The 24,732-nt window shown below is 40.3% G+C and carries 20 protein-coding genes; 11 read left to right on the top strand and 9 right to left on the bottom strand.

The window, feature by feature from the left end; translation table 11 throughout:
- Positions 1–18: 18 nt before the first annotated feature.
- A complete protein-coding gene (locus GGR21_RS17845) occupies positions 19–3,465 on the top strand; it encodes a DUF1080 domain-containing protein (protein ID WP_183308618.1) in 3,447 nt (1,148 codons plus the stop codon).
- Between the two features lie 89 nt (positions 3,466–3,554).
- Complete coding sequence (locus tag GGR21_RS17840; RefSeq protein WP_183308617.1) at positions 3,555–4,625, top strand: SGNH/GDSL hydrolase family protein; 1,071 nt, start codon at positions 3,555–3,557, stop codon at positions 4,623–4,625.
- 69 nt (positions 4,626–4,694) lie between these two features.
- Here the strand turns inward: GGR21_RS17840 and GGR21_RS17835 are convergent, their stop codons facing one another.
- From GGR21_RS17835 to GGR21_RS17825, 3 genes are all read right to left on the bottom strand, one after another.
- Complete coding sequence (locus GGR21_RS17835) at positions 4,695–5,126, bottom strand: DUF5606 family protein (protein ID WP_183308615.1); 432 nt, start codon at positions 5,124–5,126, stop codon at positions 4,695–4,697.
- Between the two features lie 138 nt (positions 5,127–5,264).
- Entirely contained in the window at positions 5,265–6,203 is a 939-nt protein-coding gene (locus tag GGR21_RS17830; RefSeq protein WP_183308614.1) for a bifunctional methionine sulfoxide reductase B/A protein, read from the bottom strand.
- Between the two features lie 427 nt (positions 6,204–6,630).
- The gene (locus GGR21_RS17825; protein ID WP_183308612.1) at positions 6,631–6,975 is read right to left on the bottom strand and encodes a hypothetical protein; all 345 of its coding nucleotides are present in this window, start codon (positions 6,973–6,975) and stop codon (positions 6,631–6,633) included.
- A 114-nt stretch (positions 6,976–7,089) separates the two neighbouring features.
- Here GGR21_RS17825 and GGR21_RS17820 point away from each other — a divergent pair, with 114 nt between their 5' ends.
- Positions 7,090–8,349, top strand: a complete 1,260-nt coding sequence (locus tag GGR21_RS17820; protein ID WP_183308610.1) for a DNA recombination protein RmuC — start codon at positions 7,090–7,092, stop codon at positions 8,347–8,349.
- 210 nt (positions 8,350–8,559) lie between these two features.
- Here GGR21_RS17820 and GGR21_RS17815 read toward each other — a convergent pair whose 3' ends face one another.
- The gene (locus tag GGR21_RS17815) at positions 8,560–10,104 is read right to left on the bottom strand and encodes a glycosyltransferase family 39 protein (RefSeq protein WP_183308608.1); all 1,545 of its coding nucleotides are present in this window, start codon (positions 10,102–10,104) and stop codon (positions 8,560–8,562) included.
- Between the two features lie 678 nt (positions 10,105–10,782).
- Between GGR21_RS17815 and menA the strand changes: the two genes are divergently transcribed.
- Complete coding sequence (gene menA, locus GGR21_RS17810) at positions 10,783–11,688, top strand: 1,4-dihydroxy-2-naphthoate octaprenyltransferase (protein WP_183308606.1); 906 nt, start codon at positions 10,783–10,785, stop codon at positions 11,686–11,688.
- Positions 11,688–12,179 carry a metallophosphoesterase family protein gene (locus tag GGR21_RS17805; protein ID WP_183308604.1) on the top strand — a complete coding sequence of 164 codons (492 nt, stop codon included), beginning with the start codon at positions 11,688–11,690 and terminating at the stop codon, positions 12,177–12,179. The genes menA and GGR21_RS17805 overlap by 1 nt, the downstream gene beginning before the upstream one ends.
- Here GGR21_RS17805 and GGR21_RS17800 read toward each other — a convergent pair.
- Entirely contained in the window at positions 12,169–13,284 is a 1,116-nt protein-coding gene (locus GGR21_RS17800) for a DUF4419 domain-containing protein (RefSeq protein WP_183308602.1), read from the bottom strand. The genes GGR21_RS17805 and GGR21_RS17800 overlap by 11 nt on opposite strands.
- Positions 13,285–13,509: 225 nt before the next feature.
- On the opposite strand from GGR21_RS17800, the gene GGR21_RS17795 reads away from it, so the two are divergent.
- Genes GGR21_RS17795 through secG form a run of 4 tightly spaced genes read left to right on the top strand, consistent with a single transcriptional unit; the run spans position 13,510 to position 16,445 of the window.
- Positions 13,510–14,766, top strand: coding sequence for a sigma-54 interaction domain-containing protein (locus GGR21_RS17795; RefSeq protein ID WP_183308600.1), 1,257 nt, complete (start codon positions 13,510–13,512; stop codon positions 14,764–14,766).
- Positions 14,763–15,266 carry an LPS assembly lipoprotein LptE gene (gene lptE, locus GGR21_RS17790; RefSeq protein ID WP_183308598.1) on the top strand — a complete coding sequence of 168 codons (504 nt, stop codon included), beginning with the start codon at positions 14,763–14,765 and terminating at the stop codon, positions 15,264–15,266. Before GGR21_RS17795 ends, lptE begins: the two co-directional genes overlap by 4 nt.
- A 16-nt stretch (positions 15,267–15,282) precedes the next feature.
- Entirely contained in the window at positions 15,283–16,068 is a 786-nt protein-coding gene (locus GGR21_RS17785) for a hypothetical protein (protein ID WP_183308597.1), read from the top strand.
- Entirely contained in the window at positions 16,065–16,445 is a 381-nt protein-coding gene (gene secG, locus GGR21_RS17780) for a preprotein translocase subunit SecG (RefSeq protein ID WP_183308596.1), read from the top strand. The genes GGR21_RS17785 and secG overlap by 4 nt, the downstream gene beginning before the upstream one ends.
- A gap of 52 nt (positions 16,446–16,497) precedes the next feature.
- Here the strand turns inward: secG and GGR21_RS17775 are convergent, their stop codons facing one another.
- Positions 16,498–16,947, bottom strand: a complete 450-nt coding sequence (locus GGR21_RS17775; protein ID WP_183308594.1) for a type I restriction enzyme HsdR N-terminal domain-containing protein — start codon at positions 16,945–16,947, stop codon at positions 16,498–16,500.
- Positions 16,948–17,021: 74 nt separating this feature from the next.
- Here GGR21_RS17775 and GGR21_RS17770 point away from each other — a divergent pair, with 74 nt between their 5' ends.
- Positions 17,022–17,795: an AMP nucleosidase gene (locus tag GGR21_RS17770; RefSeq protein WP_183308593.1), complete on the top strand. Its 774-nt coding sequence runs from the start codon at positions 17,022–17,024 to the stop codon at positions 17,793–17,795.
- A gap of 3 nt (positions 17,796–17,798) precedes the next feature.
- Complete coding sequence (gene holA, locus GGR21_RS17765; protein WP_183308591.1) at positions 17,799–18,803, top strand: DNA polymerase III subunit delta; 1,005 nt, start codon at positions 17,799–17,801, stop codon at positions 18,801–18,803.
- Positions 18,804–18,824: 21 nt separating this feature from the next.
- Here holA and GGR21_RS17760 read toward each other — a convergent pair whose 3' ends face one another.
- From GGR21_RS17760 to GGR21_RS17750, 3 genes are all read right to left on the bottom strand, one after another.
- A complete protein-coding gene (locus GGR21_RS17760; RefSeq protein WP_183308662.1) occupies positions 18,825–19,742 on the bottom strand; it encodes an endonuclease/exonuclease/phosphatase family protein in 918 nt (305 codons plus the stop codon).
- A gap of 266 nt (positions 19,743–20,008) precedes the next feature.
- Positions 20,009–22,231 (bottom strand): TonB-dependent receptor, encoded by a 2,223-nt coding sequence (locus GGR21_RS17755; RefSeq protein WP_246348109.1) that lies wholly within the window; start codon positions 22,229–22,231, stop codon positions 20,009–20,011.
- A 27-nt stretch (positions 22,232–22,258) separates the two neighbouring features.
- Positions 22,259–24,586 (bottom strand): glycoside hydrolase family 3 protein, encoded by a 2,328-nt coding sequence (locus GGR21_RS17750; RefSeq protein WP_183308589.1) that lies wholly within the window; start codon positions 24,584–24,586, stop codon positions 22,259–22,261.
- Between the last annotated feature and the right edge of the window lie 146 nt (positions 24,587–24,732).

Here is a 24,732-nt window from a genome sequence, read left to right as displayed (position 1 = left end):
AAGAAACGAATTTATATTATGAAAAGACTATATCTATTATCCGGCCTTTTGTTTATTTGCGCGGTTACCTTACTGGCGCAGTATCCGGCTAACAGGACACCAAAAACAATCGTCGCCGATGTGCTGGCCCAGATGCCGGCCCAGCAGACAGAACAATATAACACCCAGATCAGGGATCTGGCATCTGCCGGAGAAGAGGGTGTTCTCCAACTGGTAAAGATGATGAACCTTCCCGGTAAAGGAAGTAATGCCCCGGTAGAATATGCACTGAGTGGACTTTCCCATTATGTAGCCGCCGACGGACAGGAAGCCAACCGCACTGTTGTATCCAATGCTTATATTAAAGCCCTGGACATGGTGAGTGACAGGGAGATCAAAGCTTTTATAATCCGCCAACTGGAAATATGCGGTAAAGACGAAGCCGTTCAGAAACTATCCTCATACCTGAATGATGAGAACCTTAGCGGCCCGGCCGCACGTGCCCTGTTTTCCATCGGCAGGCAGTCGGCTAATGCAGGCTCTGTCCTGTTAAGTTCCCTGAAAACAGTAACCGGAGATAAACCTAAAAAAGACATTATCAATGCTATCGGAGAATTGCAACTGGCAGAAGCCGAACCGGAGCTGATCCGTGTTCTGGACAATGCCACTGACTCCGACCTGCGGAATGTGGCATTATATGCAATAAGCCAATGTGGTAGTAAAGCTTCTTTGAAAGTATTGGCTACTGCTGCAGAGAGGGTTAATTATGCACCGGAAAAGTCAGGTGCAACAGAAGCTTATATTGCTCTGGTTAAACGGGTGTTGGCACAAGGAGATGTGAAAGATGCAGAGAAAGCAGCCAATGACATGATGAAAGTTGCTGAAAAGAATGGGCAAACGTTCATAAAAGGTGCTGCTCAGGGAATACTGATAGCTGCAAAACCGTCAGATGTATTGAAGCTGACTGAAAAAGCACTCAAGGACAAGAGCCGGGAATACCGGTATGCCGCGTTAAACTCTGCTGCCGCATATGCAGACCAGGCATTCTATAACGGACTGCTCAAAATATACGCAAAAGCAACTCCGGAAATAAAAACTGATATATCGAACTGGCTGTGCCAGCAGGCTGATGATATAAGTAAGCAAGCTGAAATAAAAGCCCTCGATAACAAATTTTTCATTGGAGACCTGTATAGTGAAGATATAGAACTGAAGACATCAGTCGCTAATCTGCTGGCCAGGATGGGCGGAAAAGAGGCAGTTCTCGCCTTGGCAGGCCTGCTCAATAATGTTGATGCGGCCACCGTATCCCTGGGGGAAAAGCTGTTGAATACAGTGGAAGGCAATATATCTGAGCCGCTGGAATTTTACCTGTCCGCACCAGCTACCCCTGATGCGGGAAAAACCGCCTGTTTAAGGCTTATGGCTAACCGTAAATACACAGCCAATGCACAGGCTGTTATCAGTCAGGTGAACACCGGGTCTCCGGAAGTAAGAAATGCAGCTTACGCCGCGTTGAAAGATGTGGTCTCTTCACAGGATCTTCCTGTGCTGTATACTTTACTTGAAAATGCCGGAGCAGAAGCCGTCCCTTTTGTACAGCAGGCCGTTATAACAGCTTTGGAAGGTACGGACAAGAATACGCAGTTAACCATGGTCTCCGGGCAGATAGACAAAGCTCAGGCCGGTAAACAATACCTTTATTATCCGGTATTAGCATCAACCGGGCAACCAAAAGCTCTGGAAATGATCTCCGCCCTGTTCGCCCAACAAACCGGAGCAGCCAAAGACGCCGCTTTCCAGGCCTTGCTGGACTGGAAGGGTAGGGAGGTAGCCGGCCAATTGCTGGATATATGCAAAGACCCGTCTGCAACCATCTACTTCGACCGTGCATTAAACAGGTATATCCAGCTGGCATCAGATGCAGGCCTGACAGGTGAGAATCGTCGGCTCTTCTTAACTAATGCTTTGGAAATAGCAAAGACAGACGCACAGAAAAATAATATACTGAAGTTACTGGGACAGACCAACTCTTATCTGGGTATGCTCCTTGCCGGAGAATATCTCGATAATAAAGCAGTACAGGAGTCGGCAGCTCAGGCTGTGATGAATATTGCACTCAATAACAAAAGCTTTACCGGAAAGAATGTAAAAGACCTGTTGAACAAAGTCATTGAAGTACTTAATAATCCGGATGCAGGCTACCAGAAAGAAGCTATCCGCAAACATCTGGCAGAAATGCCGGATGAGGAAGGGTTTATATCCATCTTCAACGGAAAAGACCTGACCGGCTGGAAAGGACTGGTGGAGAACCCGATAGCAAGGGGCAAGATGAAGCCTGCTGAACTGGCTAAAAAGCAACAGGCAGCAGATAAAGTAGCTGGCGAACACTGGTCGGCACAAGACGGTATCTTATTCTTTGACGGCATAGGTGGAGAGAATCTGTGTACAGACAAGCAGTACGGTGACTTTGAAATGTATGTGGACTGGAACCTGGATCCGGCAGGCCCCGAAGCAGATGCCGGTATCTATCTGCGTGGCACACCGCAGGTACAGATATGGGATACAGCCCGTGTAAAGGTCGGAGCACAGGTAGGATCAGGCGGATTATACAACAATAAGAACAATCCGAGCAAACCCCTTACTGTGGCGGATAATAAGCTGGGGGAATGGAATACCTTCTACATTAAGATGGTTGGTGACCGGGTAACCGTCAAACTGAACGGAGTACTGGTTGTCGATAATGTCATACTGGAAAACTATTGGGACAGGACACTGCCTGTCTTTGCCAAGGAACAGATCGAATTGCAAGCACATGGCAGCAAGGTCTATTACCGAAATATCTATGTGAAGGAGCTGCAAAGCCCCAGGCCGTTTGAACTTTCGGCAGATGAAAAAAAAGAAGGATTCAGGATATTGTTCGACGGAACCAATATGCACAGCTGGACAGGTAACACTGTAGATTATGCCATTGACGGGGGGTGTATATCCTTAGACCCGAAAGGCGGGCACGGAGGCAACCTGTATACAAAAGACGAATTCTCTAACTTCGTGTACCGCTTCGAGTTCCAGATGACACCTGCGGCTAACAACGGAGTGGGCATCCGCACACCTATGGGAGTGGATGCGGCTTACCACGGTATGGAAATACAGATACTGGATCATGATAATCCGGTATATAAAAACATTACCCCACTGCAGGTACACGGGTCGGTATACGGCATCATCGGAGCAAAAAGGGGCGATTATCTGAAGCCGGTAGGGGAATGGAACTATGAGGAGATCATTGCCGACGGGGATCATATTAAAGTCACCCTGAACGGAACGGTGATCTTGGACGGGAATATCCGCGAGGCGACCAAAAATGGAACAGCTGATGGAAAACAACACCCGGGACTCTTCAACAAGAAAGGACATATCGGCTTCCTCGGACATGGTTCCCCTGTTAAGTTCAGAAATATCAGAATTAAAGAACTTAAAGAGTAAGAAACCCTTTTAGTGAACTCGTAAATGTGTGAGATAGAAAGAGACGGCTGTATAAACGATCTCTTTCTATCTTCTTAAAATATAAGATTATGAAAAGATTAGCATTATTACTATCTTTTAGCTTACTATCAATTATAATATGGGGGCAAGTTGTATATTATGAAGCATCTGGTTTTCCCTTGTTAGGGAAAGCTACCAATCATACCGCAACTCTTTATGAACGCTTACCCGATTCATTAGAGAACATAACCCGTAAGCCGGTATGGGAATTAGGAAAATGCTCTGCCGGACTGGCTGTTAGATTCCGTTCTAATTCCGGTACTATTGCCACTAAATGGAATGTCCTCTATGACAGGGTAATGAACCATATGACCCCGACAGGAATCAAAGGACTTGACCTTTATACCTTAGTTGATGGGAAATGGCGCTTTGTGAATAGCGCACGCCCTAGTGGGAAGAACAACGAGGCTACGATTATTAGCAATATGGAGCCTGTTGCCCGGGAATATATGTTATACCTTTCTTTATACGATGGTGTTACATCTTTGGAGATAGGTATAGATTCTGCGGCTACTATATCTCAACCTCAGGTCAATCTTCCCATAAGAGAGAAACCTGTGGTCTGTTATGGAACCAGTATTTTGCAGGGAGGTTGTGCAACCCGTCCTGGGATGGCGCATACCAATATTCTGTCTCGCTGGCTCAATCGAGAGTTTATAAACCTGGGCTTTAGCGGAAACGCGAGACTAGATTATGAGATTGCAGAGGTCGTTGCAGGTGTAGATGCTTCGCTTTTTATCCTTGACTTTGTGCCTAATGCATCAGTGAAGGAGATAGAAGAGAAAGCTGATAAGTTCTATTCAATCATTCGGAACAGGCACCCCGGCACACCAATACTCTTTGTGGAAGATCCGGTATTCACACATACTTTATTCGATACCCGCATCGAAAAAGAAGTGAATGATAAGAATAAAGCATTGCATGTATTCTTCGATTCTTTAAAAGCCCGTGGAGAGAAGAATATCCACCTGCTTTCATCCCAGAATATGCTGGGAGATGACGGAGAGGCCACGGTCGATGGTATTCACTTTACAGACCTGGGATTTATGAGGTATGCAGAGTTGTTGTTTCCTAAGATAAAAGATATAGGATTAGAATAGATATTAACGTTAGATAGAAAAAAGCCCTCTAAGTATTATATTTAGAGGGCTTTTGTGTATTTTTGTTTATTACTTATCCTCTTCTGTTTTTTCTTCTTCACTTTCCTCAACCTCTTCCTTTTCAAAATCTATTTCGGCGTCGATAAGGATATTATACCAGCCGATCATTTTTTTGATATCTGTAGGGTATACACGGTCTTTATCGAAGTCCGGCAGTATCTCAAGAAAATATTTTTTCAATTCTTCTGGCTTTGCACTTGTATTTACCGAAGCTTTATTCCCGGCTTCCTTTTCTTTAATAGATGAAAAAATATTCTTTAAAGGAACATCGTCTGTTTCGGTATAAATAGAAATGTCGCCAAGAGACACAACTTTATCACGTGCATGTATAGGCATCTTTCTTTTATCAATGAGCGACTCCACAATTACCATATTCTTTCCGCTGGAAATTAACTTGTAAAGTCCCGGTTTCCCTGAAACAGATAAGATTGTCTTAAGCATAATTATTAGGTTTTATATTACTGGTTTCAATTTTTCAAGCAACAAAAATAGTGCGAATACCTTAAATATGGTAATATAAAATTAATAATTTATTTGCATTTTTCTTAATGTTTTAAAATACAAACAGATGCTTTGTGTTTAGAATATCTTTTTATACACATGGCAATAGGGCTTTGTGCCTTTATGTTCGTAATACTGCTGGTGATAATCCTCTGCTTTCCAGAATGTGGATAAGGGTTTCAGCATAGTAGCTACCTTATATCCTTTTGCCTCTAATATTCCGATATATTTTTCTGCCGTTTCTTTTTCAGATTCGTCCGAATAGAAGATGCATGACAGATATTGAGGGCCGATGTCAGGACCTTGTCCGTTTGTCTGTGTGAAATCATGTGTTTCGAAAAACAGTTTAACAAGATCTTCATAAGTAGTTTTTGAAGTGTCATATTCTACTTCGGTAGTTTCCAGATGCCCTGTGTTCTTCTGGCAGACCTGTTCATAACTAGGGTTATCCACATGACCTCCCATAAAACCTACTGCCGTATGTTTTACTCCGGCGGCTTTCATAAAATAGTATTCTGTTCCCCAGAAGCAACCTGAGGCAAAATAAGCTTTCTTTATCATTTTATTTTCTTCGGGTATAAATTTTAATGAAATCGAATTAACGCAATGGCGTGTATTTTTTGCAGTGAATCCTTCGTTCAGAAATACATGTCCTAAATGTGCTCCGCAGTTTGCACAGATTATTTCTGTTCTCATTCCATCAGCATCAGGGACGCGTTTTACAGCCCCTTTTATTTCGTCGTCGAAAGAAGGCCATCCGCAATGAGAATCGAACTTGTCCGACGATTTATATAATGGTGCGTTACATCTTCTGCAAACATACGTCCCACTGTGTTTATTATTCAAATATTCTCCAGTGTATGGAGCTTCTGTCGCTTTGTGTATAATTACCCTTTCTTCTTCGGGTGTTAGTTTATTATATTCCATATTCTCCTTATTTGTTTTATTTGAGGTTTGACTTTGAGCACATGATACACTTATCAACATGATGCAAAGTAAGTATATTAACTTTTTCATAATCTAATCCTTTTTTATAATCCATGCGAATCAATAGTTGAGATTGTTAAAACCTGACAAACCTGACACTTCGCTACGCTCCGTTCAATGTGCTGATTAGTAAATATGCCAATGTGCCAATGATGGTAATCAACAAAAAATTCCAGTTCTTTTTTACTTTGTGTATCAAAAAAGTTACAAAAGTTACACTTTTGTATCTTTTTCAACCAAAACCTGACACGCTTTTGCTGTTAGCTATTAGCTTTTTTATTAAAAAACTGACAAACAGCGTTCGGCAGAGCAAAGCGGAGCCAATTAGCAATCGCCGAAGCGAAGGCGAGGCAAACCTGATAGATTTTTCACTATTTCTCAAAGATCACCTCTTCATTATCACATTTGCTCATTGTTTATCCTATAGATAAAGTCTCTGAAATAAAATGCAGTTCCACTACTGATTCTCCTTTGATTTATAATAATATATAAAGGAGAATAATTTCCGCCTTTTCAGATAGCCGGAGTCGTACATCCGGTCATAAGCCTCCCTTTCGAAGGAAATGTTATAATAGGCTTTCAGCCCGTTCCTGTATTGTATCAGTCTGATGAACCATTCCATGCTATACGCAATATAGAAAGGAATGATAAGCATTTCCAGCATTTGCCTTGTATGTATACGCTCATGGTTCTCTTCTGCGTCCGTAAGCCTGCCATAATCTTTACGTACAATAACCAGACCGAACAGGTTTATCGCTCCGAAACCTTTAGGTGGAATATATTTACTATATAATATTTTCATTGTGAATATATGGCAAATATATCTTCACAGGAGAATGTTCACAAGTTTTTACAGGCAAATTTTGTTAAACCTGATATTTTAAATAACTTTCCACTTCTTAAAAACAAATCAGATATGGAATTAGTTTATGCTGCCGTAATTCTTATTCTGGCGGTTGTTTTCATCCTTTTCATGCAAAGAGGGAATAAGCAGCGCGAACAGGAATTGAAAGATGGAATTAGCCGGCTTTCGGAAGAAAAATCTGTTTTACAACAGGATAAGATAGATAACATTAGCCAACTGTCGGAGTTGAAAGTGTTATTGCAATCGAAGGAAGAGCAATTGCGTAATCAGCAAGAGGAACTTATCAATACCCGCAGTCAGTTGAATAAGGATTTTCAAATACTTGCAAACCAGATTCTGGAAGAGAAATCGCATCGCTTCACCGATATGAATAAGGCTAATATAGAAGCTATATTGAAGCCTTTGAATGAGAAACTGGTAGAATTTAAGACCAAAGTGGAGGAAACCTACGACAAGGAGTCTAAGCAGCGGTTCTCACTCGAGGAAAGAATCAAAGACCTTGTTGCCCTGAATAACCAGATCAGTGAGGATGCCAATAATCTTACTAAGGCGTTAAAAGGGAACAATAAGGTGCAGGGAAACTGGGGTGAGATGATCCTTGAGTCTATATTAGAAAAATCGGGATTGAAAAAAGGTGAAGAATATTTTTCTCAGGAATATATAACCGATGAAAATGGTAACAGGGTTAGAAATGACCAGCAAAATTATATGCAGCCTGATATTGTTGTCGCATATCCCGGTGGGCGCAAGATTATTATCGATTCGAAAGTATCATTAAACGCTTATGTAAAATATGTAGAAGCTGAAACAGATGAAATAAAGCTTATAGCGGAAAAAGAACATATTGCATCTGTAAAGCAGCATATTGACGAACTTAGCAGGAAATCTTACCAGGATTATGTGGATTCTCTTGATTTTGTGATGATGTTCATCCCTACCGAACCGGCCTATATACTTGCTATGCAACTCGATTCTTCCTTATGGGACTATGCGTACCGAAAACGGATTCTGTTGATCAGTCCGACCAACCTCATTGCATCGCTGAAGGTCGTGGCTGATTTGTGGAAAAGGGAATATCAGAGCCGTAACGCTATAGAAATCGCTAAGCGGGGGGCTGCATTATACGATAAGTTCGCAGGTTTTGTAGAAACCCTGCAAGATGTAGGTAAGAATATAGAACGTTCTCAAAAAGCTTATGATAAAGCTTTCTCTCAACTAAAGGAAGGAAATGGAAATCTTATCCGTCAGGCCGAAATGCTGAAAGAACTGGGCATTAAAGCCCAAAAGGAGCTTCCTGAAAGTGATATTTAAGTTAAATAATGTTGTAAAATGGAGCAAAAACGACGAAATATGTTTTATAACATAAAAATATACTATCTTTGTACTGTGTTTTTCATGGTATTAGATTTAAGGTTAACAATGAAGATTGGTTGTCGTGATGACAACCTTTTCTTTTTTATATAGATTACCTTCTCTAATTAAACCAAAAACAAAACAATCAGAGACTAAGACTCACCACCATTAATTTAATAAAAGCTCTTTGAGCGATTGTCCGTTCATCGGTTCATGAGCATTTTTTAATATAAACACAGAAGTACCATACTCCCGTGATAACGGGTTTTTGATATCGCCGAATTTGTAAATATCATCAAAGTATAGATGTGCATTGTCAGGAATATTTCCTATTACCATTATAATATTGTCTATTATCTTTTCTTTTCCCGGGAACCAGTCTCTGTAATCTGCACTTATAGATGCGGCATCTAGTAGTCGGTTGCTGTAATAATTTATAGCACCGGCATGTCCGTATTCGTTGCATAATATCAGCGTTTTTTCCCGTTGCTTTTCATTGAAACTATTCCAGGCTGAAAGTGTAATATCCGTTAATTCTTTCCATCCTACCATATCGGCATAATCTTGTGGAATATGATGTTCCTTTCCGTCTTCCCAGTGTAATTGTCCGGTTTTTCGGTACATTTCCAATATTTCCGGGTCGTTCTGTATCCTCTCAGGCGAATATACAGGGCAGATTGCAGGTATATAAAAGATACTTATTCCGAGAATTACCAGGAATATAACAGGCCGCAATAACCGGGTACGTTTCAGCTCTGTAAGATAGGCGGTATAAACAGCTCCGAATGAAATAAGTACCGGATAAAGCCCTAATGCATAATATGGTTTTCCGTGGAAGATGAGAAAAAAGAAGATAGTAAATATATAAGTGTAAAGAACAAATCTGTAATCTTTGAAAGGCTTGTAAGAGATAAGTCCCACAAATGCAATGATAAGTATAAAAAAGGATGGAGCAAAAAACAGGAGTTGTTCCTTTAAAAATGCCGAACGCTCTATATTTACCAATTGTAAATCAGTTAGTTCCTGCATGTGTTTAATTACCGGTAAACCATTATTGATTTGCCATATCAGATTTGGTAGAATGATTATGAGAGCAAGAAGAGCGGCTGAAAATGTTGCTTTTTTCGTGAATATATTACGGTATTTTGTCAATAGCAGTGCAGGTATTAAAGCAATAACAAGGAATGCAATATTATACTTGTTGAGAAAGCCAATTGCAAATCCTACTGCAAACCAATATATCCATTTATTCCTCTCCGAAGATATATATTGTATGAGGCAGTAAAATAAGAATGTCCAGCAAAGGATATCCAATGAATTAGGCTGATACAAAGTATTTATACGCAGATAAGAGGATAAGAGGCATGCCGTAGCGCCCAATATGCAGGCAAAAAGCTTTCCTTTCAGCACTTCTGATATTTTCCATACCAGCACTATTGTCAGGGCACCATACAAGGCCGGGAAAAACTTAACCCAGAATACACTGTTTCCCAGCCAATAAATCAGTAACGATGTCCAGGAAGTAACAGGAGGGATAGACAGAAATCCCCAGGCAAGATGGTGTGCCTGGTCGAGATGCAGAAACTCGTCCCTGTGTAATTCATATCCGGGAGCAATCACCTGGTACTGTATAATCATCTTGAGTATAATAAACCCAAAAAGTATAAGCAGACTTAAATACCGGTTCTCTTGTTCTATCTCGTTTATTGCCATAAGTAACCAAAAATATTTAGTGTAAATTTAAAGAACGTGAAGTTAAATCATGTTAATTAAATGCGTAAAAACGACGAAACATGTTTTATAACATAAAAATATACTATCTTTGTACTGTGTTTTTCATGGTATTAGATTTAAGGTTAACAATGAAGATTGGTTGTCGGGATGACAACCTTTTCTTTTTTATACTATCCTGTTTTTTACAAACATCGTCCATCAGCATAATGTAGTCATTCATTAATAAAAATCTGACAAACCTGACACTTCGCTCTGCTCCGTTCAATGTGCTAATTAGTAAATATGCCAATGTGCCAATGATGGTAATCAATAAGGAACTTTGGTTGCTCTTTTTACTCTGGGTTTCAAAAAACTTACAATTAACGATCGCCGAAACCTAGGCGAGGCAAAAAGTTACAAAAGTTACACTTTTGCAGTATTTTTTTTACGGTTATTCCCGTTGTATGGACGGAGCCCTATGCCCGCCCGCATTCTGTTCAGACGGGCAGATACATAGGTTTACCCTTACGAAACCAGAAGCTATATAAATATTATTTCTCTTTTTCATTGGCACATTGGCATATCCTCACATTTTCTCATTGTTTATCTTATAGATAAACTTTTTTATTTTCTTTCACTTCAAATCTTGTATCTTTGCATTCTCAAATCATTTAGAAAATGGCATCTGTAAAATCATGGATATCGGCATTGCGCCCACGTACACTTTTTTTGGCTGTAGCTACAGCTCTTTGTGGTAGCGGCATTGCATACAGCACAGATAAATTCAGTACAACGATTTTCATTCTGACAATACTTATAGCGACTATATTACAATTACTCTCCAATATGGCTAATGATCTGGGTGATTTTCAGCACGGTACGGATATAACCGGTGAGCGGGTAGGGCCTAAACGGACAGTTCAGAGTGGAGCCATTACTCCCCGGCAGATGAAAAAAGGAATAGTCATTGCGATGGTGTTCGCTGCTATTGTCGGGCTTTTGCTTGTGTATATTGCTTTACAGTTTATGCAAATCGGATATATACTCACTTTTCTGACGCTTGGAGCGGCTTGTATTATTGCTGCCATAAAATATACTGCCGGAAAAAATCCATATGGTTATAAAGGTTTGGGAGATATCTTCTCGTTTACTTTCTTTGGGCTTGTTTCAGTTGTAGGAACGTATTTCCTGCATACTCATGTTGTAGATTTTCAGCCCTGGCTTCCTGCCATTGGATTGGGATTTTTAACTGTAGCCGTTCTCAATCTGAATAATATGCGGGATATAGATAATGATCGCAAATCGGGAAAAATTACAATCCCTGTGCGTATTGGTATAAAGAATGCAAAGCGATACCATGCCTTCCTCACATTTGGAGCTTTGACATGTTTTATTGTTTATTCTGCATTGTATACAAGCCAATGGTATCAATACCTGTATTTAGTATGCTTTCTAATATTTATAAAATTATTGGCCAATATATTTAGAATCGAAGAAAACAGGCTTTTAGACCCGTATCTGAAATATACTTCGATGGGTACATTTGTTCTTTCTGTTTGTTTTTGTATATGCATTAATCTCTGATGAAAAAGATAGGTTTATTATCGGATACCCATAACTGGTGGGATGACAAATACGAAAAATATTTTGCTGACTGTGATGAGATCTGGCATGCGGGGGATATCGGTTCGCTGGAACTGGCTCTCCGGTTCGAAGCATTGAAACCCTTCAGGGCAGTATATGGAAATATCGACGATCAGAAAATCAGGATGGCCTATCCCGAATTTTTGCGTTTCACGGTGGAAGATGTCGATGTTTTAATGACACATATCGGAGGTTATCCCGGAAAATATGATCCCCGTGTGAGGAATATGTTATATGCAAACCCTCCCAGGCTTTTCATTACCGGCCATTCTCATATATTAAAAGTAATGTTCGATAAGAAACTTAATTGCCTGCACATTAATCCCGGAGCAGCAGGTAAGTACGGGTTTCATAAGGTTCGTACACTAATCCGTTTCGATCTGGATAAAGGGAATATATCTAATCTGGATGTGATAGAACTCAACGATTGATATCTACTTCTATACTTATTACTTTGTCCTCCTCATCCAGCCTGTTTATTGCCCAGCCTATCACAGGTTTCAGGTTATATGTTTCCGAATCTTGCGTTAGTCCGAAGAAACCTGCCCAGAATTCCATATTATATGAGGCTACTGTTGTGTTTGCGTCTGAATTAACAGAGAAAACGAATGGAACTTTTACTATTTCGGATGGCAGATCGTTCAGGCTTTTTACTTTTTTCAGATTTCTGCGTTTTTTATCGCTCCCGTAAGGATAGAATTTTACCAGCCATCCATCGATATCCTGCTTCGAACCATATAACCCTTCACGATGATAACGAATCATGTCCATCCAAAACTCTTTATTAAACTTACCTGACTTGGTATCTATTATTTCCTCTATTATTGGTTTCAATGCCGATGTCCACCATTCGAGATCATATTGGGCCAGGAAATCGAGTTTTGTTAATATCTTCTCCCAGTCCTCTGTCGTTCCTTCGATGGTGACTGACGGGATGCCACATCCGATCATGGTGACTTTGTATTTGAAATATTTCTTTACAGACTCCATTATTGTAATCTGCGAAGCGATCAGAGAAGCATTCGTGGTAGTAGTAAAATCAGCAGAAAGGGTTTCTGTCAGTTCCTTTCCCGTATATGCCCCTATTTTTTCTGTAAATTCGGGAAATATACTTTCCCACGGGAATTCTTCCAGTGATGACTCCGATGAAACTTCGCGAATAACTTCCAATAATTTTTGCCCCTGAAAATCGACAAATTTACTTCTTAATTCCTCTGCATTATTATTTACATGTTGGCCGAACCCCTGACATATAAGCAGCCACATTATGTCGGGGCTGATAGTCACGGGCCGGTGCTCTTTGTAGGCCTCCAGGAATCCCCCTATCACAGCATGCGAGATATTAGGTACTAAGTCATTTTCAACAGATAGCTTTAGTATTTTACATTCTACTTTTTTAAACAGAATGTCAGGAGAAACAGTGTTTAATAGCTTATCGGGTTTCTCCAGTTTTTCTATTTCATATATATTGGATTGTTGAGCCAATGAAGTTAAAAAGAATGGAACTGTCAGAATAAACAGAAATACTTTTTTCATAGTTATTTGTGCTTCAATGATATTACAATACGAATATAACCTATTTATATTATATTGTGACGGGTGATTTCAAATTATTTTCGGTTCGTATTATCTGCATCTTAAATAATCTTCACTAAAAAGGCTGACAGGATTAGGAATAAATATGTAATTTTGTCAGGTTTCGTTAAACATTACGCTAATTCATCATGTTTATTTCTATATAAATAACATGTAACTAACAATATGGCAAAACCGGATATCCAACAAGTAAAACAACGTTTTGGGATTATAGGTAACAGTCCCGACCTAAATAGAGCGATCGATGTAGCGCTTCAGGTTGCACCCACCGATATGTCGGTGCTGGTGACAGGAGAAAGCGGTGTGGGTAAAGAGAACTTTCCGCAAATCATACATCAGTTCAGCCACCGTAAACATGGCACTTATATAGCCGTAAACTGCGGGTCGATACCCGAAGGAACAATCGATTCCGAGCTTTTCGGACACGAAAAAGGCTCTTTTACGGGAGCGACAGGCGAACGTAAAGGGTACTTTGAAGTGGCTAACGGAGGCACACTGTTTCTCGATGAAGTAGGAGAGCTACCTTTGTCTACTCAGGCACGGCTTCTACGTGTACTCGAAACGGGTGAATTTATAAAAGTAGGGTCATCTAAAGTAGAGAAAACAGATGTACGGGTAGTTGCTGCAACCAATCTGGACATGATAACGGCTACACGTAACGGACGATTTCGTGAAGATTTGTACTATCGCCTCAATACTGTGCCTATCCGTATACCTGCCCTTCGGGACAGAAAGGAAGACATCCCATTACTTTTCAGGAAATTCGCAAGCGATTGTGCCGAAAAGTACAGCATGCCGTCTATCTCTTTGACGGATAATGCCCGTCAGATGCTAAAGGACTATTACTGGCCGGGAAATATACGTCAGCTGAAAAATATTACTGAGCAGATCTCTATTATTGAACAAACACGGGAAATAACATCTGATATTCTGAAGCTTTATCTTCCTGCCAATGAAGTCGGCCTCGTTCCTGTAAGCACAGGAGCAGCAAACGACCAGAAAATGTTCAATAATGAACGTGAAATTCTCTATCAGGTTCTTTTCGATATGAAAAAAGATATGAACGAACTGAAAAAAGTTGTTCACGATCTGGTTTCGGGAAACCTGAAGCCGGCCGATATCGTATCTTCTCCTGTGATGGCAAGTGTTGACAAGACGTTGACGCCGATGGTCGTTAATCCTGTTGAGAAAACAGCGCCGATACCAATAAAAGAAGATGTACATGCGATATCGGATGCCGATATTATAGAGACTCCCGAATATGAAGAAGAATCTTTATCCTTACAGGATGTTGAAAAAGATATGATAATAAAGGCTCTTGATCGCCATAACGGGAAACGCAAGAATGCGGCGCAGGATCTAAAAATATCAGAACGAACCCTTTACCGAAAAATAAAAGAATATAATCTGGAAAACCTATGAGGAAAATAATATTGTTTCTCCTTTTCTCTTTTATACTTACAGCATGTACAGTATCATATAAATTCAACGGTGCTTCTATCAATTACGAGGAAACGCCGACCATCGATATCCGCGACTTTCAGAATCAGGCGCCTATGGTTTACCTGCCATTAGCTCAGACCTTTAACGAACGCCTCAAAGATGTATTTACCAGAAGTACAAAGCTGAAGTTTACAACAATTAATCCGGCATTGGAACTCGAAGGTGAGATTGTCCGTTACGACCTTACCCCGCTTTCGGTACAGGAGGATATGTTTTCTGCTCAGACCCGCCTTACTTTAGGTATCAAATACCGTTATAGAAATAATAAAAATGCGGCGGAGGACAAGGAAGAAACAATAACCGCTTTTCGTGACTTCGATAGTAGCCTGATGCTTACCGATGTGCAGGACGGATTGATAGATGAACTGACAAAAGATATTGTGGATCAGATATTCCTGGCAACCATGTCTAACTGGTAGAGAGTAGTTCTGTTTTATGGATATCCAGAGAATATATCAGTTTGCCGGCAAACAATCTATCCCGGAATCTTCTGAAATCGAGGAGCTGAAAGGGCTTATCGACAAGTATCCTTATTTTCAGACTGCTATCTTTGCCTATCTTAAAGCTATCTATATTTCAGAAAATGACAGCTTTGAAGAAGAATTAAGGGCACAGAGTATTTTTATAAACGATCGCAGGGCTTTGTTCTATTATATATTCAGTGAAGAATATGACCTGTTCTTTGAGAATACAGGTAAAAAAGAATTGCCCGAAGACAAGACCAGTGTTTTACTGGATGCTTTCTTCCAGTCGAAAGGCGAAGCATATGCCGAAACAGGTCTTGAATATAGTATTATCCATTCCAGTCTGGCAACTACCGATTATTTCTCTTATTTACAGTCTTCACCGCAAGAAGAGACAGGTAATGAGGTTTCCGGAAAAGATCCGGTTCAATCATCATTAAAACATCAGGATATTATAGACAGCTTTATAAACAAGACCGAAACCGAAGGTGAGATACGTATACAATTTGACACAAATACTGTGAATATTCCTCCGGTTGAGCAGGAAACGAATGAAAATGGAGATGAACTGAATGAAGATGTATTTTTTACCGAAACCCTGGCTAAAATATATATAAGGCAGAAGAAGTATGAGAAGGCATATAAAATAATTAAACATTTAAGTTTGAATTATCCGAAAAAAAATATTTACTTTGCAGACCAATTGAGTTTTCTCGAAAAATTGATTATAAATTCGAAATATAAAAATATAAAATGATCGCACTTATTACCGTATTAATTGTAATTGCAGCTATAGCTTTAATACTGATAGTCCTTGTTCAGAAATCGAAAGGAGGAGGACTTTCTTCTGGATTCTCTTCGGCAAACACTGTTATGGGTGTTCGTAAAACTACAGATTTTCTTGAAAAAACAACTTGGGGACTTGCAGGCTTTATAATGGTAATGAGTATAGTGTGTGTAATGATCGCACCTAAATCATCAACAACCGGTGCTCCAGCTCCTACCGTAGGTGCTCCAGCTCCTATAACTCCGGGTGCTCCCGATATGTCTACTCCGGCTTTACCGATGCCAAGTAGTACTCCTGGTACTCCGGCTCCGGCAGGCGAACAACCGGTTACACCTCCGGCTAATTAATAGAAAAAATATTTTGATATAATATAAAAGCTTCCGGCAACGGAAGCTTTTTTTATAGATCTGTATAATCGGGGATATCCGGCAGGTATTCGAACGATTGATTCTCGTAGTTCATCCTGCAACAATAATGGTTCAACCCGTTCGATACAATCAGGTATTTCACCTTTAATACAATATTATACCTGACTATCTGGTCGAAAACATCCTGAGTGATAGTGACGTCAGGGGCTTTATACTCAACGATAACCATTGGCGTCAAGCTACGGTCATACACAACCGAATCGCAGCGTCTTTTCAGATTATTCAGGTTTATCTGAATCTCGTTCGCTATTAACGATTGCGGATAATGTTTTTCTGTAAGTAGGTAATTCACAAAATGCTGGCGCACCCATTCTTCCGGTGTAAGTGCTACGAATTTCCGGCGCAGAGGATCGAAAACCGTAAGCTTGCCGTTCATTTTTTTTACATTTATGCCGAATGGGGGTAAATTTAAGTCCAACATTTGTTACCTTTGTTAATCACGAACAACTATAAGAGGGAAAATTTGTTTAATACAGAAACAAAAGTAAAGTTAATATGAAAACAAAACAAGAAATCGTAGAAAATTGGCTGCCGCGCTATACCAAAAGGCCTTTGGAGCAATTTACCAAACATATATTGTTGACAAACTTTAGTAAATACGTGGAAGTATTTGCCAATCATTTCAAGGTTCCTATTATCGGGCTTGACGGTAATATGGCAAATGCTTCGGCAAATGGCATTACAATTATTAATTTCGGGATGGGTAGCGCCAATGCTGCCACCATTATGGATTTGCTGAGTGCTATTGAACCCGAAGCGGTGCTCTTTCTCGGTAAATGTGGTGGAATAAAGAAACAAAACAATGTCGGTGACTATATATTGCCTATTGCTGCAATCAGAGGCGAAGGTACATCGAATGATTATTATCCGCCTGAGGTTCCATCGCTTCCAGCCTTCAGCCTGTTGAGATCTGTTTCTTCTAATATCAGGGACTTTAACAGGGACTACTGGACAGGAACGGTTTATACTACTAACCGTCGAGTGTGGGAACATGACGACGAGTTTAAGAGCTACCTGCGTAAGATACGGGCAATGGCAGTAGACATGGAGACAGCTACTCTGTTCACTTGCGGTTTTGCTAACCACATTCCTACCGGAGCCTTGTTGCTGGTATCTGATCAGCCAATGATATCCGAAGGAGTGAAAACAGAAAAAAGCGATAATCTGGTGACAAAGAATTTTGTTGAAGAGCATGTTATGATCGGTATAAAAGCCCTGACAACGCTTATCAATAATGGTTCGACGGTAAAACATCTACGTTTTGAGTAAAATATGACTTTCGAACAGATAATAGCTGATATAAGAGCACGTAAATTCAGTCCCATATATTTGTTTATGGGAGATGAACCTTACTACATCGATGAACTGACCAACCTGTTGGCAAATACAGTACTGCCCGAAGAAGAACGGGACTTCAACCAGACTATATTATATGGAATGGAGACTGATGTAGCCTCGGTTGTTACCTTGTCGCGTAGTTTTCCAATGATGTCCGAATATCAGCTGATTATCGTAAAGGAAGCCCAAAACCTCAGTAAAATAGACGAATTGGAGGTTTATGCTAAAAATCCGCTTCATACAACAATACTCGTCCTCAATTATAAAAACGGGACTTTAGATAAAAGAAAGAAATTATCGGCTGCAATAGAAAAGAACGGAGTAATCTTTGAATCGAAAAAGATTCCAGACTATAAAATCCCGGCGTTTATTTCTTCTTATGTCCAGACAAAAGGACTCGGTATTGACCAGAAATCAGCGCAGATGCTTGCCGATTATCTGGGCAATGACCTGAGTAAGCTTACAAACGAAATAGCCAAACTTCTGTTAGCCGTTCCGCAAGGGCAGAAGCAAATAACAGCAGAGCTGATAGAGGAGAATATCGGGATTAGTAAAGATTTTAATAATTTCGAGTTGCTTAAAGCTGTTGTCGAAAAGAATGTATTTAAGATTAACCAGATAGCGGACTATTTCGAAAAGAATCCAAAGAATAACCCGATGATTGTTACTTTGGTTGTCCTTTTCAACTTTTTCAGTAACCTGATGATCTGCTACTGGGCAAAGAATAAGACCGAGCAGGGTATTGCCGCCGAACTCGGATTCAGGAATCCCTATCAGGCTAAAGATTATGTAACAGCCCTGAAAAACTACAATGCCTTTAAGTGCATGGAGATTATTTCTCTTCTTCGCGCTTATGATGCCAGAGGTAAAGGGGTAGGGAATATCTCAACTCCGGACGGTGAACTCCTAAAAGAACTCCTGTATAAGATCACTCACTGAACCCCCTTTTCAATATTCACATTATTTATTATAGGATAATATCACTTTTACAGGGAAATGGTCAGACGGTAAGCGGTTTTCAGAATCTACAGAGAAGACCTCTTTCGGAAAATCCCCTACATGTATTTCTTTGCTGTCTTTTTTAGGCGTACGATAGCTATCTGTAAGTACTCCATATCGGTCTACACTGAATTTGTCAGATACAAAAACATGGTCGATGCGACTGTTTGTCATCAGATTGCTTTTAAAGGCATTGAATGTCCCGTTAAGGGCATAACGTGTCCTGGCTTTTTCATAACTGTCAGCAAGGATGCCCGAAGTGGCGAGAAGTTCATAACTTTTGTGCGTTTGATCTACATTAAAGTCTCCGGTAAGAATTACTGCATCTTTACCACACATTTCCTTTGTTTTGTCGAGCACAAGACGGGCGCTTTGCCTGCGGGCCTCTACTCCCACATGATCCATATGCAGGTTAAAGAACCATATCTTCTTTTTCTTTTTTCTATCTTTAAAATAACCCCAACTGCATATACGGGGTAAAGCGGCATCCCATCCTTTATTCGGATAACCGGTTTCTTCTGCGAGCCAGAAATTACCTGACTTCAGTAGTTCAAACCGGTCTTTTTTATAAAATATCGGGGCATATTCACCTTTAGTCTCGCCATCGTCGCGCCCTACACCTACATGAGAGTATTGTGGCAATTCCCGGAGAAGGTCTTCCAGTTGGTTATGTTTTACTTCCTGTGTTCCTACAAGGTCGAAATCATTGAATAGAATTAATTGCGAGATAACGGGACAACGCTGTTCCCATCCATTGCCTTTCTCTGCATCGCCCTGATTATCATTGCGTACATTGTATGTTCCTACAACAAGGTCCTGGGCATTGGCAATGTAAATACTAAAGAAAACAAACACGAGAGTAAATACTGATTTTTTCATCATAACTGCTTTTTATATCATTTTGAAGGGGATGGATTATCCTATTGAAGCTTATTATTTAAGCTCCAAATTTTGCCGGCTGAATATACTTGTTTTCTTTGAAATAGTTATAATAAATGACTTCAAAACTTTTTCGTCAGGTAATTTTATTCCTGTTTTTTTTGAGACGGGGATTACAATGTATTCTTTTATATAAAAATAATTGAGCCATTAAGATTTTTCTTAATGGCTCGATCTGTGTTTAATTACTTAAAAACCAATACTACTTAAAACCGGTATTTAACACCAAATTCCATAGTGAACGGACGGATATATGTTCCCGAAAGTATTCTTCCTTCCATTTTCTGGGCTTCTTCTTCTGTGTACAGATCTGCTCCCGAAATTGTGCCCTGAGCACCTCGTTGGTTCAACAGGTTTACAGCACTGACACTTAGTTCCAGATTTTTATTTATATTATAATTAGCTCCGGCAAAGGTTTCCCAGCGTCCTTTGAAAGACAGTGAATTAGTAAGATTCGCATACTCTTTGCTGAAGTAACGGGCACTTCCCCATATACGCAGGTTTTTCCACTGATAACTGGGGTCTATTTCTATTAATACCTTGGAAACTCCGGTTACTGTATTATCGTTGAAATTGTAAGCGATAGATGCCTCCTTACTTGGATCGGAATCATTCTTGAAAATAACAGTTCCTTCATAATTTTTATATTTAGGTGCCTGTATCGTAAATAAGAGGTGCAAGCTGAAGTTCTTGAACGGAGTTGCCATAATATCTGTAGTCCATCCTAAAGTCTCGATATCGTATGATACTGTCGGCCGTTCGACATGATTCACATCGTTCGGGTTTGTGAAGTTCACTGTAGAACGATATTCGTCACGCTTGATATATGTGGCTTTCGATACCAGACTGAATAAAGAGTGATTGAAAAATACTCCGAATCCTGCTCCCGGAATTTTTGATTTTTTGAGATTAGGCTCATTGCCTGCCGAATAGTTTTCCAAATGTCCCGCCTGTTCGTTATAGGTCGCTTCGCCCAACAGACCGAAGCTTTTAGTCATTTTATAAACAGCGCTTAACATGAATGCTTTATTAAACCAATCTTTATCTATGCCTGTTTTTTTTGTTGACAGGTAAGTGTTGCCAGCCTTGCGGTTAGTTTCCCAATCGCTATTGTTGATATAGTCACCTCTCAGACTCTGATATTCAAAACGTGCGCCGAGGTTCAGTGTTAATATATTTGCAATATTCCATTTGTCAGTCAGTAATAGAGCCGTTTTATTTTCTGTACCGTTATGATACTCGTTCACCTGGCCGTATGCTTCACTTCCACTTATCACTTTCGGATTTGCTTCAACGGTCTGACTGTATATAGCTCCTTCTGTAACAAACTTATCTATTCCATAATTCCATTGGTTTAGTCCTATTTTCCAATCATGATTTCCTGATTTCTTCCCGACTTCGAATAATGTTGTCAGTGACTTGATCGGTGTTTTTCTGGAAGCCAGAGCCATTACTCCCTGTGTAGTGCCATCTTCACTGATACCTGTCATAATAGGTAGGTACATTCCAGACTTTGCGGAGTGATAACGTCCTATGAAATTGATATTGAGTCCGTTGTTTAGCTTGTTTTTCCAGATCAAATCCAATGTGTTGCTTTCCGAACCGTAATCGTTCAGGGCATCCCGTTCGACTATCTCGCCTGTACGTGCGTCCTTCACCTTGAATTTCTGGCTGGCAATATAATTGTCGTTACCAATCTTGAAATCATCCAGTTCTGTTACCGAACCGTCCAGATGGTATTTATATGGTGCATATTGCTGCATACTCATCGATTTTGAGTTTGCATATTTGTAGAAGGCTGAAATAGATCCCGTTCCTCCTTCAAATTTGTAATCTTGCGTCAAAGCTACTTTATATAACTGAGTCTGGTCATTGAAATATCTGTCGATATCGTTATTTTTCACTTTATACGTACCCGGGTCATAGTTCACAAACGCCCCGGCCGAAAATTTCAATCCTTTTTTTGTAATAGGGCCACTGAAATTTGCAGTTCCATTAAGTAATCCGAAGTGGTTGGAGTTTAACCCTATATTTCCACTGAATATATCTGTACCCATATTATTATATGTGCCGACCGAAAACCCTACATCTCCTATATTGATAGCGGTTTCTCCCAAATCGAGTAATTTCACTCCATTTGTCATGGCATCCATTCTCCACGATTTATATGGCATTTCGGGCCAGAAGAAATATACTACTGGCAGATCGTTTTCCAATACTGTAGTTCCCCCTACACTGGCAGGAAGCCCGATATTTACGTTGCGGGGCCCGGCGTTGGCAGATGCTGCGTTAAGCATTACATTACGGTCACTACCTTCGGTTTTCGCAGCTTTTATGGAATCGCTGGCCGCTTTATCCTGGGCATTTGCTGTTGCACTTAATGCAGTAAATGCCATGAATAAACTTATATTTCTGAATATCTTTTTCATTAGTAGTATTGTTTTTAGGTTATTATATTATCTTACTCCGTATTTAATAGTACGTGCATCTTTGATGACACCTTTCCAGTTCAGTCCATATGCAAAGTCATACACATTGCCTTCGGTATCTTTGTGGCACTCCATATCGAACGGTACGTCTTCGTATTGTTTTTCTACAGTCGACATGTTGGCGGGCATCTGCATAGGAAGAAGTCCTGATGGTTCATATTTACCCGAAATGATATCCAGTATGGCTTGTTCTTTTACTGAAAAACGGGCCAGAATAGCATCTACCTTATCTTCGAATTCATTGAACACCATAGCACGGGACAGATTTGTTACTACTATAACAGGTTTATCCCCCATCATCTCTCTGGTATTCAATACAGTTCTTAAATCCATAGTATTGGATGCCGTGACTGTTTTTCCTTTATATGAGCGGTCTGTTATAGTAGGGTCTACTACTGGATCTCCGGCAGCAATACTATGTTCGCGCGCGTCGTTGGCTGTGTATGTCCCGTATTGGAGAGTGATAGGTACATATCCGTTCCCTCCGGCTTTGCGGTCTTTTTTGTCATAACCTCCACCATCATTATTGCTGTACGGGCCGGAAATGAATACAATAGCAAAATCGGCTTTTGCAGGATCATCTGTTATGTCGTAATATTTTTTCAGAAGATCGAGACTTATAGGCATCTGAAGACTTTGTTTCGACCAGTTGCCCCACCAGTCTTTTACTGCTGGAGAATAAACTTCAGGGATGTATACAGACTTTCTTTCTTTTATAGGCAATACATTTCCTTTGTTTTTCAGCATTACTATCGATTTGAGCTGTGCATCGTAACCTTCCTGCATAAATTCAGGGTTTCCAACAATTTTTGCGCTTTCCTGCGGATCGAGGTACGGGTTTTCGAAAAGTCCCAGACGGAATATATTTCTCAACAGGCGAACCGCCGATTGTTCGAAGCGGTTTCTCATAAATTTCTTACCATGTTCTTCTACTCCCATATTATAAGCTTCGATTACAGGCCCCATTTCATTGTTTCCTCCAAACTGATCCATACCTGCCATCAGGGCGATATAATGTCTTTCTGCAACGGTTTTATCCTCTACACCCCATGGTTTTCCCATGAAATCTCCCGGACTTTTTCCTTCATCACCGGTTATTAACCAATCGGTACAAACTACACCATCATAGCCATATTTTTCGCGTAGGAGGTCTGTTACTATATATTTGCTGAATCCGTTTGCCAGATTGGTTCCATCTTTAGCCTGATTATAGGAGATCGTATAGTATGGCATTACAGCTGAAGCCATACTTGTTTTTCCATCCAGCTTGAACGCGCCTTCGGTAAAAGGTTTCAGGTGAGTTTCGAAATTATTGCCCGGATAAACGGCAAATTTGCCAAAAGCCCAGTGACCATCACGCCCGCCTTCTTCAGGGCCTCCGCTTGGCCAGTGTTTCACCATGGCGTTCACGCTCTTATATCCCCATCCATCGGTTATTTCATCTTTCCCAAATGAGGTCTGGAAACCATCAATATAGGCACGGGTCATATCTGTAGCCAGTTTAGGACTTTCACCGAAAGTCATGCTTGCACGGTACCAGCGAGGTTCGGTTGCAAGGTCAATTTGTGGGGACAATGCTGTACCGATACCTAATGCACGATATTCCTGTGCGGCTATCTGTCCGAATCTTTTCACCAGTTCGGGTTCGAATGTAGCTGCCATACCCAATCCATCAGGCCATACAGATATTTCGCCACCTGCTCCTGCATTAAATTCGGCTACGGTAGAACCTGTAACCTGTCCTGAATGGCGGGGGTCAGAGCTATTATTTGCAGGGATACCTAAACCTATTCCTTCTACATAGGCCTGCATTTTGTTACTCCATTTTGCTGCAACTTCAGGACTTTGTACTCCGACCAATAGTACATGGCGAAGATTATCGTCTTTCAGAAATTTCTTCTGTGCATCTGATAAATCCCAGGGATTTGCACTGCTTTGAGAAAATGGTTTACCATTATATGTGTCTGCAGCAAAACCAAATTCATTGGCAGGCACGGCCTGATGACCACTATAAAGCATCAATCCGGCGATTTGTTCTACGCTCATTCTCTTTGCCAGATCTTTAGCCCGTTCATCTACAGGCAGACGCCAGTCTTCGTATTTGTCGAGTTTGCCGTTTCTGTTCAGATCTTTGAATTTGAATCCGTTCACACTTAGTATTTTAACTCCGGATTCTGATGAATAACCCAGCGTTGGTCCATTATTATTCTCAACGATCTCAAAGTTTTTAGACTCTTGAGAATAACCATTCACTGACAGGAATATAATTCCAAGGGATAAAAATAATTTTTTCATGGTTGGTTTATTTAAAAACTGCGTTAATATAACGCAAACTTAACTTAATGTTTTTAAATTCCACTAAATATCTGCGTATAAAATACGCAGATATGTTTTTAAACATAATTTATGTGTTTTAGTGACGCAGATTTTTAATCTTTTAT

The organism is Dysgonomonas hofstadii (assembly GCF_014196915.1).
Classification (GTDB): Bacteria; Bacteroidota; Bacteroidia; order Bacteroidales; family Dysgonomonadaceae; genus Dysgonomonas; species Dysgonomonas hofstadii.
Note: the sequence above shows the minus strand (reverse complement) of the source record. Positions and strands in the feature narration are given on the sequence as shown.

Bases quoted from the DNA above. Each gene is read 5' to 3' on its own strand.
- GGR21_RS17845 (WP_183308618.1), top strand. From the start codon at position 19: ATGAAAAGACTATATCTATTATCCGGCCTTTTGTTTATTTGCGCGGTT.
- GGR21_RS17840 (WP_183308617.1), top strand. From the start codon at position 3,555: ATGAAAAGATTAGCATTATTACTATCTTTTAGCTTACTATCAATTATA.
- GGR21_RS17835 (WP_183308615.1), bottom strand. From the start codon at position 5,126: ATGCTTAAGACAATCTTATCTGTTTCAGGGAAACCGGGACTTTACAAG.
- GGR21_RS17830 (WP_183308614.1), bottom strand. From the start codon at position 6,203: ATGAAAAAGTTAATATACTTACTTTGCATCATGTTGATAAGTGTATCA.
- GGR21_RS17825 (WP_183308612.1), bottom strand. From the start codon at position 6,975: ATGAAAATATTATATAGTAAATATATTCCACCTAAAGGTTTCGGAGCG.
- GGR21_RS17820 (WP_183308610.1), top strand. From the start codon at position 7,090: ATGGAATTAGTTTATGCTGCCGTAATTCTTATTCTGGCGGTTGTTTTC.
- GGR21_RS17815 (WP_183308608.1), bottom strand. From the start codon at position 10,104: ATGGCAATAAACGAGATAGAACAAGAGAACCGGTATTTAAGTCTGCTT.
- menA (WP_183308606.1), top strand. From the start codon at position 10,783: ATGGCATCTGTAAAATCATGGATATCGGCATTGCGCCCACGTACACTT.
- GGR21_RS17805 (WP_183308604.1), top strand. From the start codon at position 11,688: ATGAAAAAGATAGGTTTATTATCGGATACCCATAACTGGTGGGATGAC.
- GGR21_RS17800 (WP_183308602.1), bottom strand. From the start codon at position 13,284: ATGAAAAAAGTATTTCTGTTTATTCTGACAGTTCCATTCTTTTTAACT.
- GGR21_RS17795 (WP_183308600.1), top strand. From the start codon at position 13,510: ATGGCAAAACCGGATATCCAACAAGTAAAACAACGTTTTGGGATTATA.
- lptE (WP_183308598.1), top strand. From the start codon at position 14,763: ATGAGGAAAATAATATTGTTTCTCCTTTTCTCTTTTATACTTACAGCA.
- GGR21_RS17785 (WP_183308597.1), top strand. From the start codon at position 15,283: ATGGATATCCAGAGAATATATCAGTTTGCCGGCAAACAATCTATCCCG.
- secG (WP_183308596.1), top strand. From the start codon at position 16,065: ATGATCGCACTTATTACCGTATTAATTGTAATTGCAGCTATAGCTTTA.
- GGR21_RS17775 (WP_183308594.1), bottom strand. From the start codon at position 16,947: ATGTTGGACTTAAATTTACCCCCATTCGGCATAAATGTAAAAAAAATG.
- GGR21_RS17770 (WP_183308593.1), top strand. From the start codon at position 17,022: ATGAAAACAAAACAAGAAATCGTAGAAAATTGGCTGCCGCGCTATACC.
- holA (WP_183308591.1), top strand. From the start codon at position 17,799: ATGACTTTCGAACAGATAATAGCTGATATAAGAGCACGTAAATTCAGT.
- GGR21_RS17760 (WP_183308662.1), bottom strand. From the start codon at position 19,742: ATGAAAAAATCAGTATTTACTCTCGTGTTTGTTTTCTTTAGTATTTAC.
- GGR21_RS17755 (WP_246348109.1), bottom strand. From the start codon at position 22,231: ATGAAAAAGATATTCAGAAATATAAGTTTATTCATGGCATTTACTGCA.
- GGR21_RS17750 (WP_183308589.1), bottom strand. From the start codon at position 24,586: ATGAAAAAATTATTTTTATCCCTTGGAATTATATTCCTGTCAGTGAAT.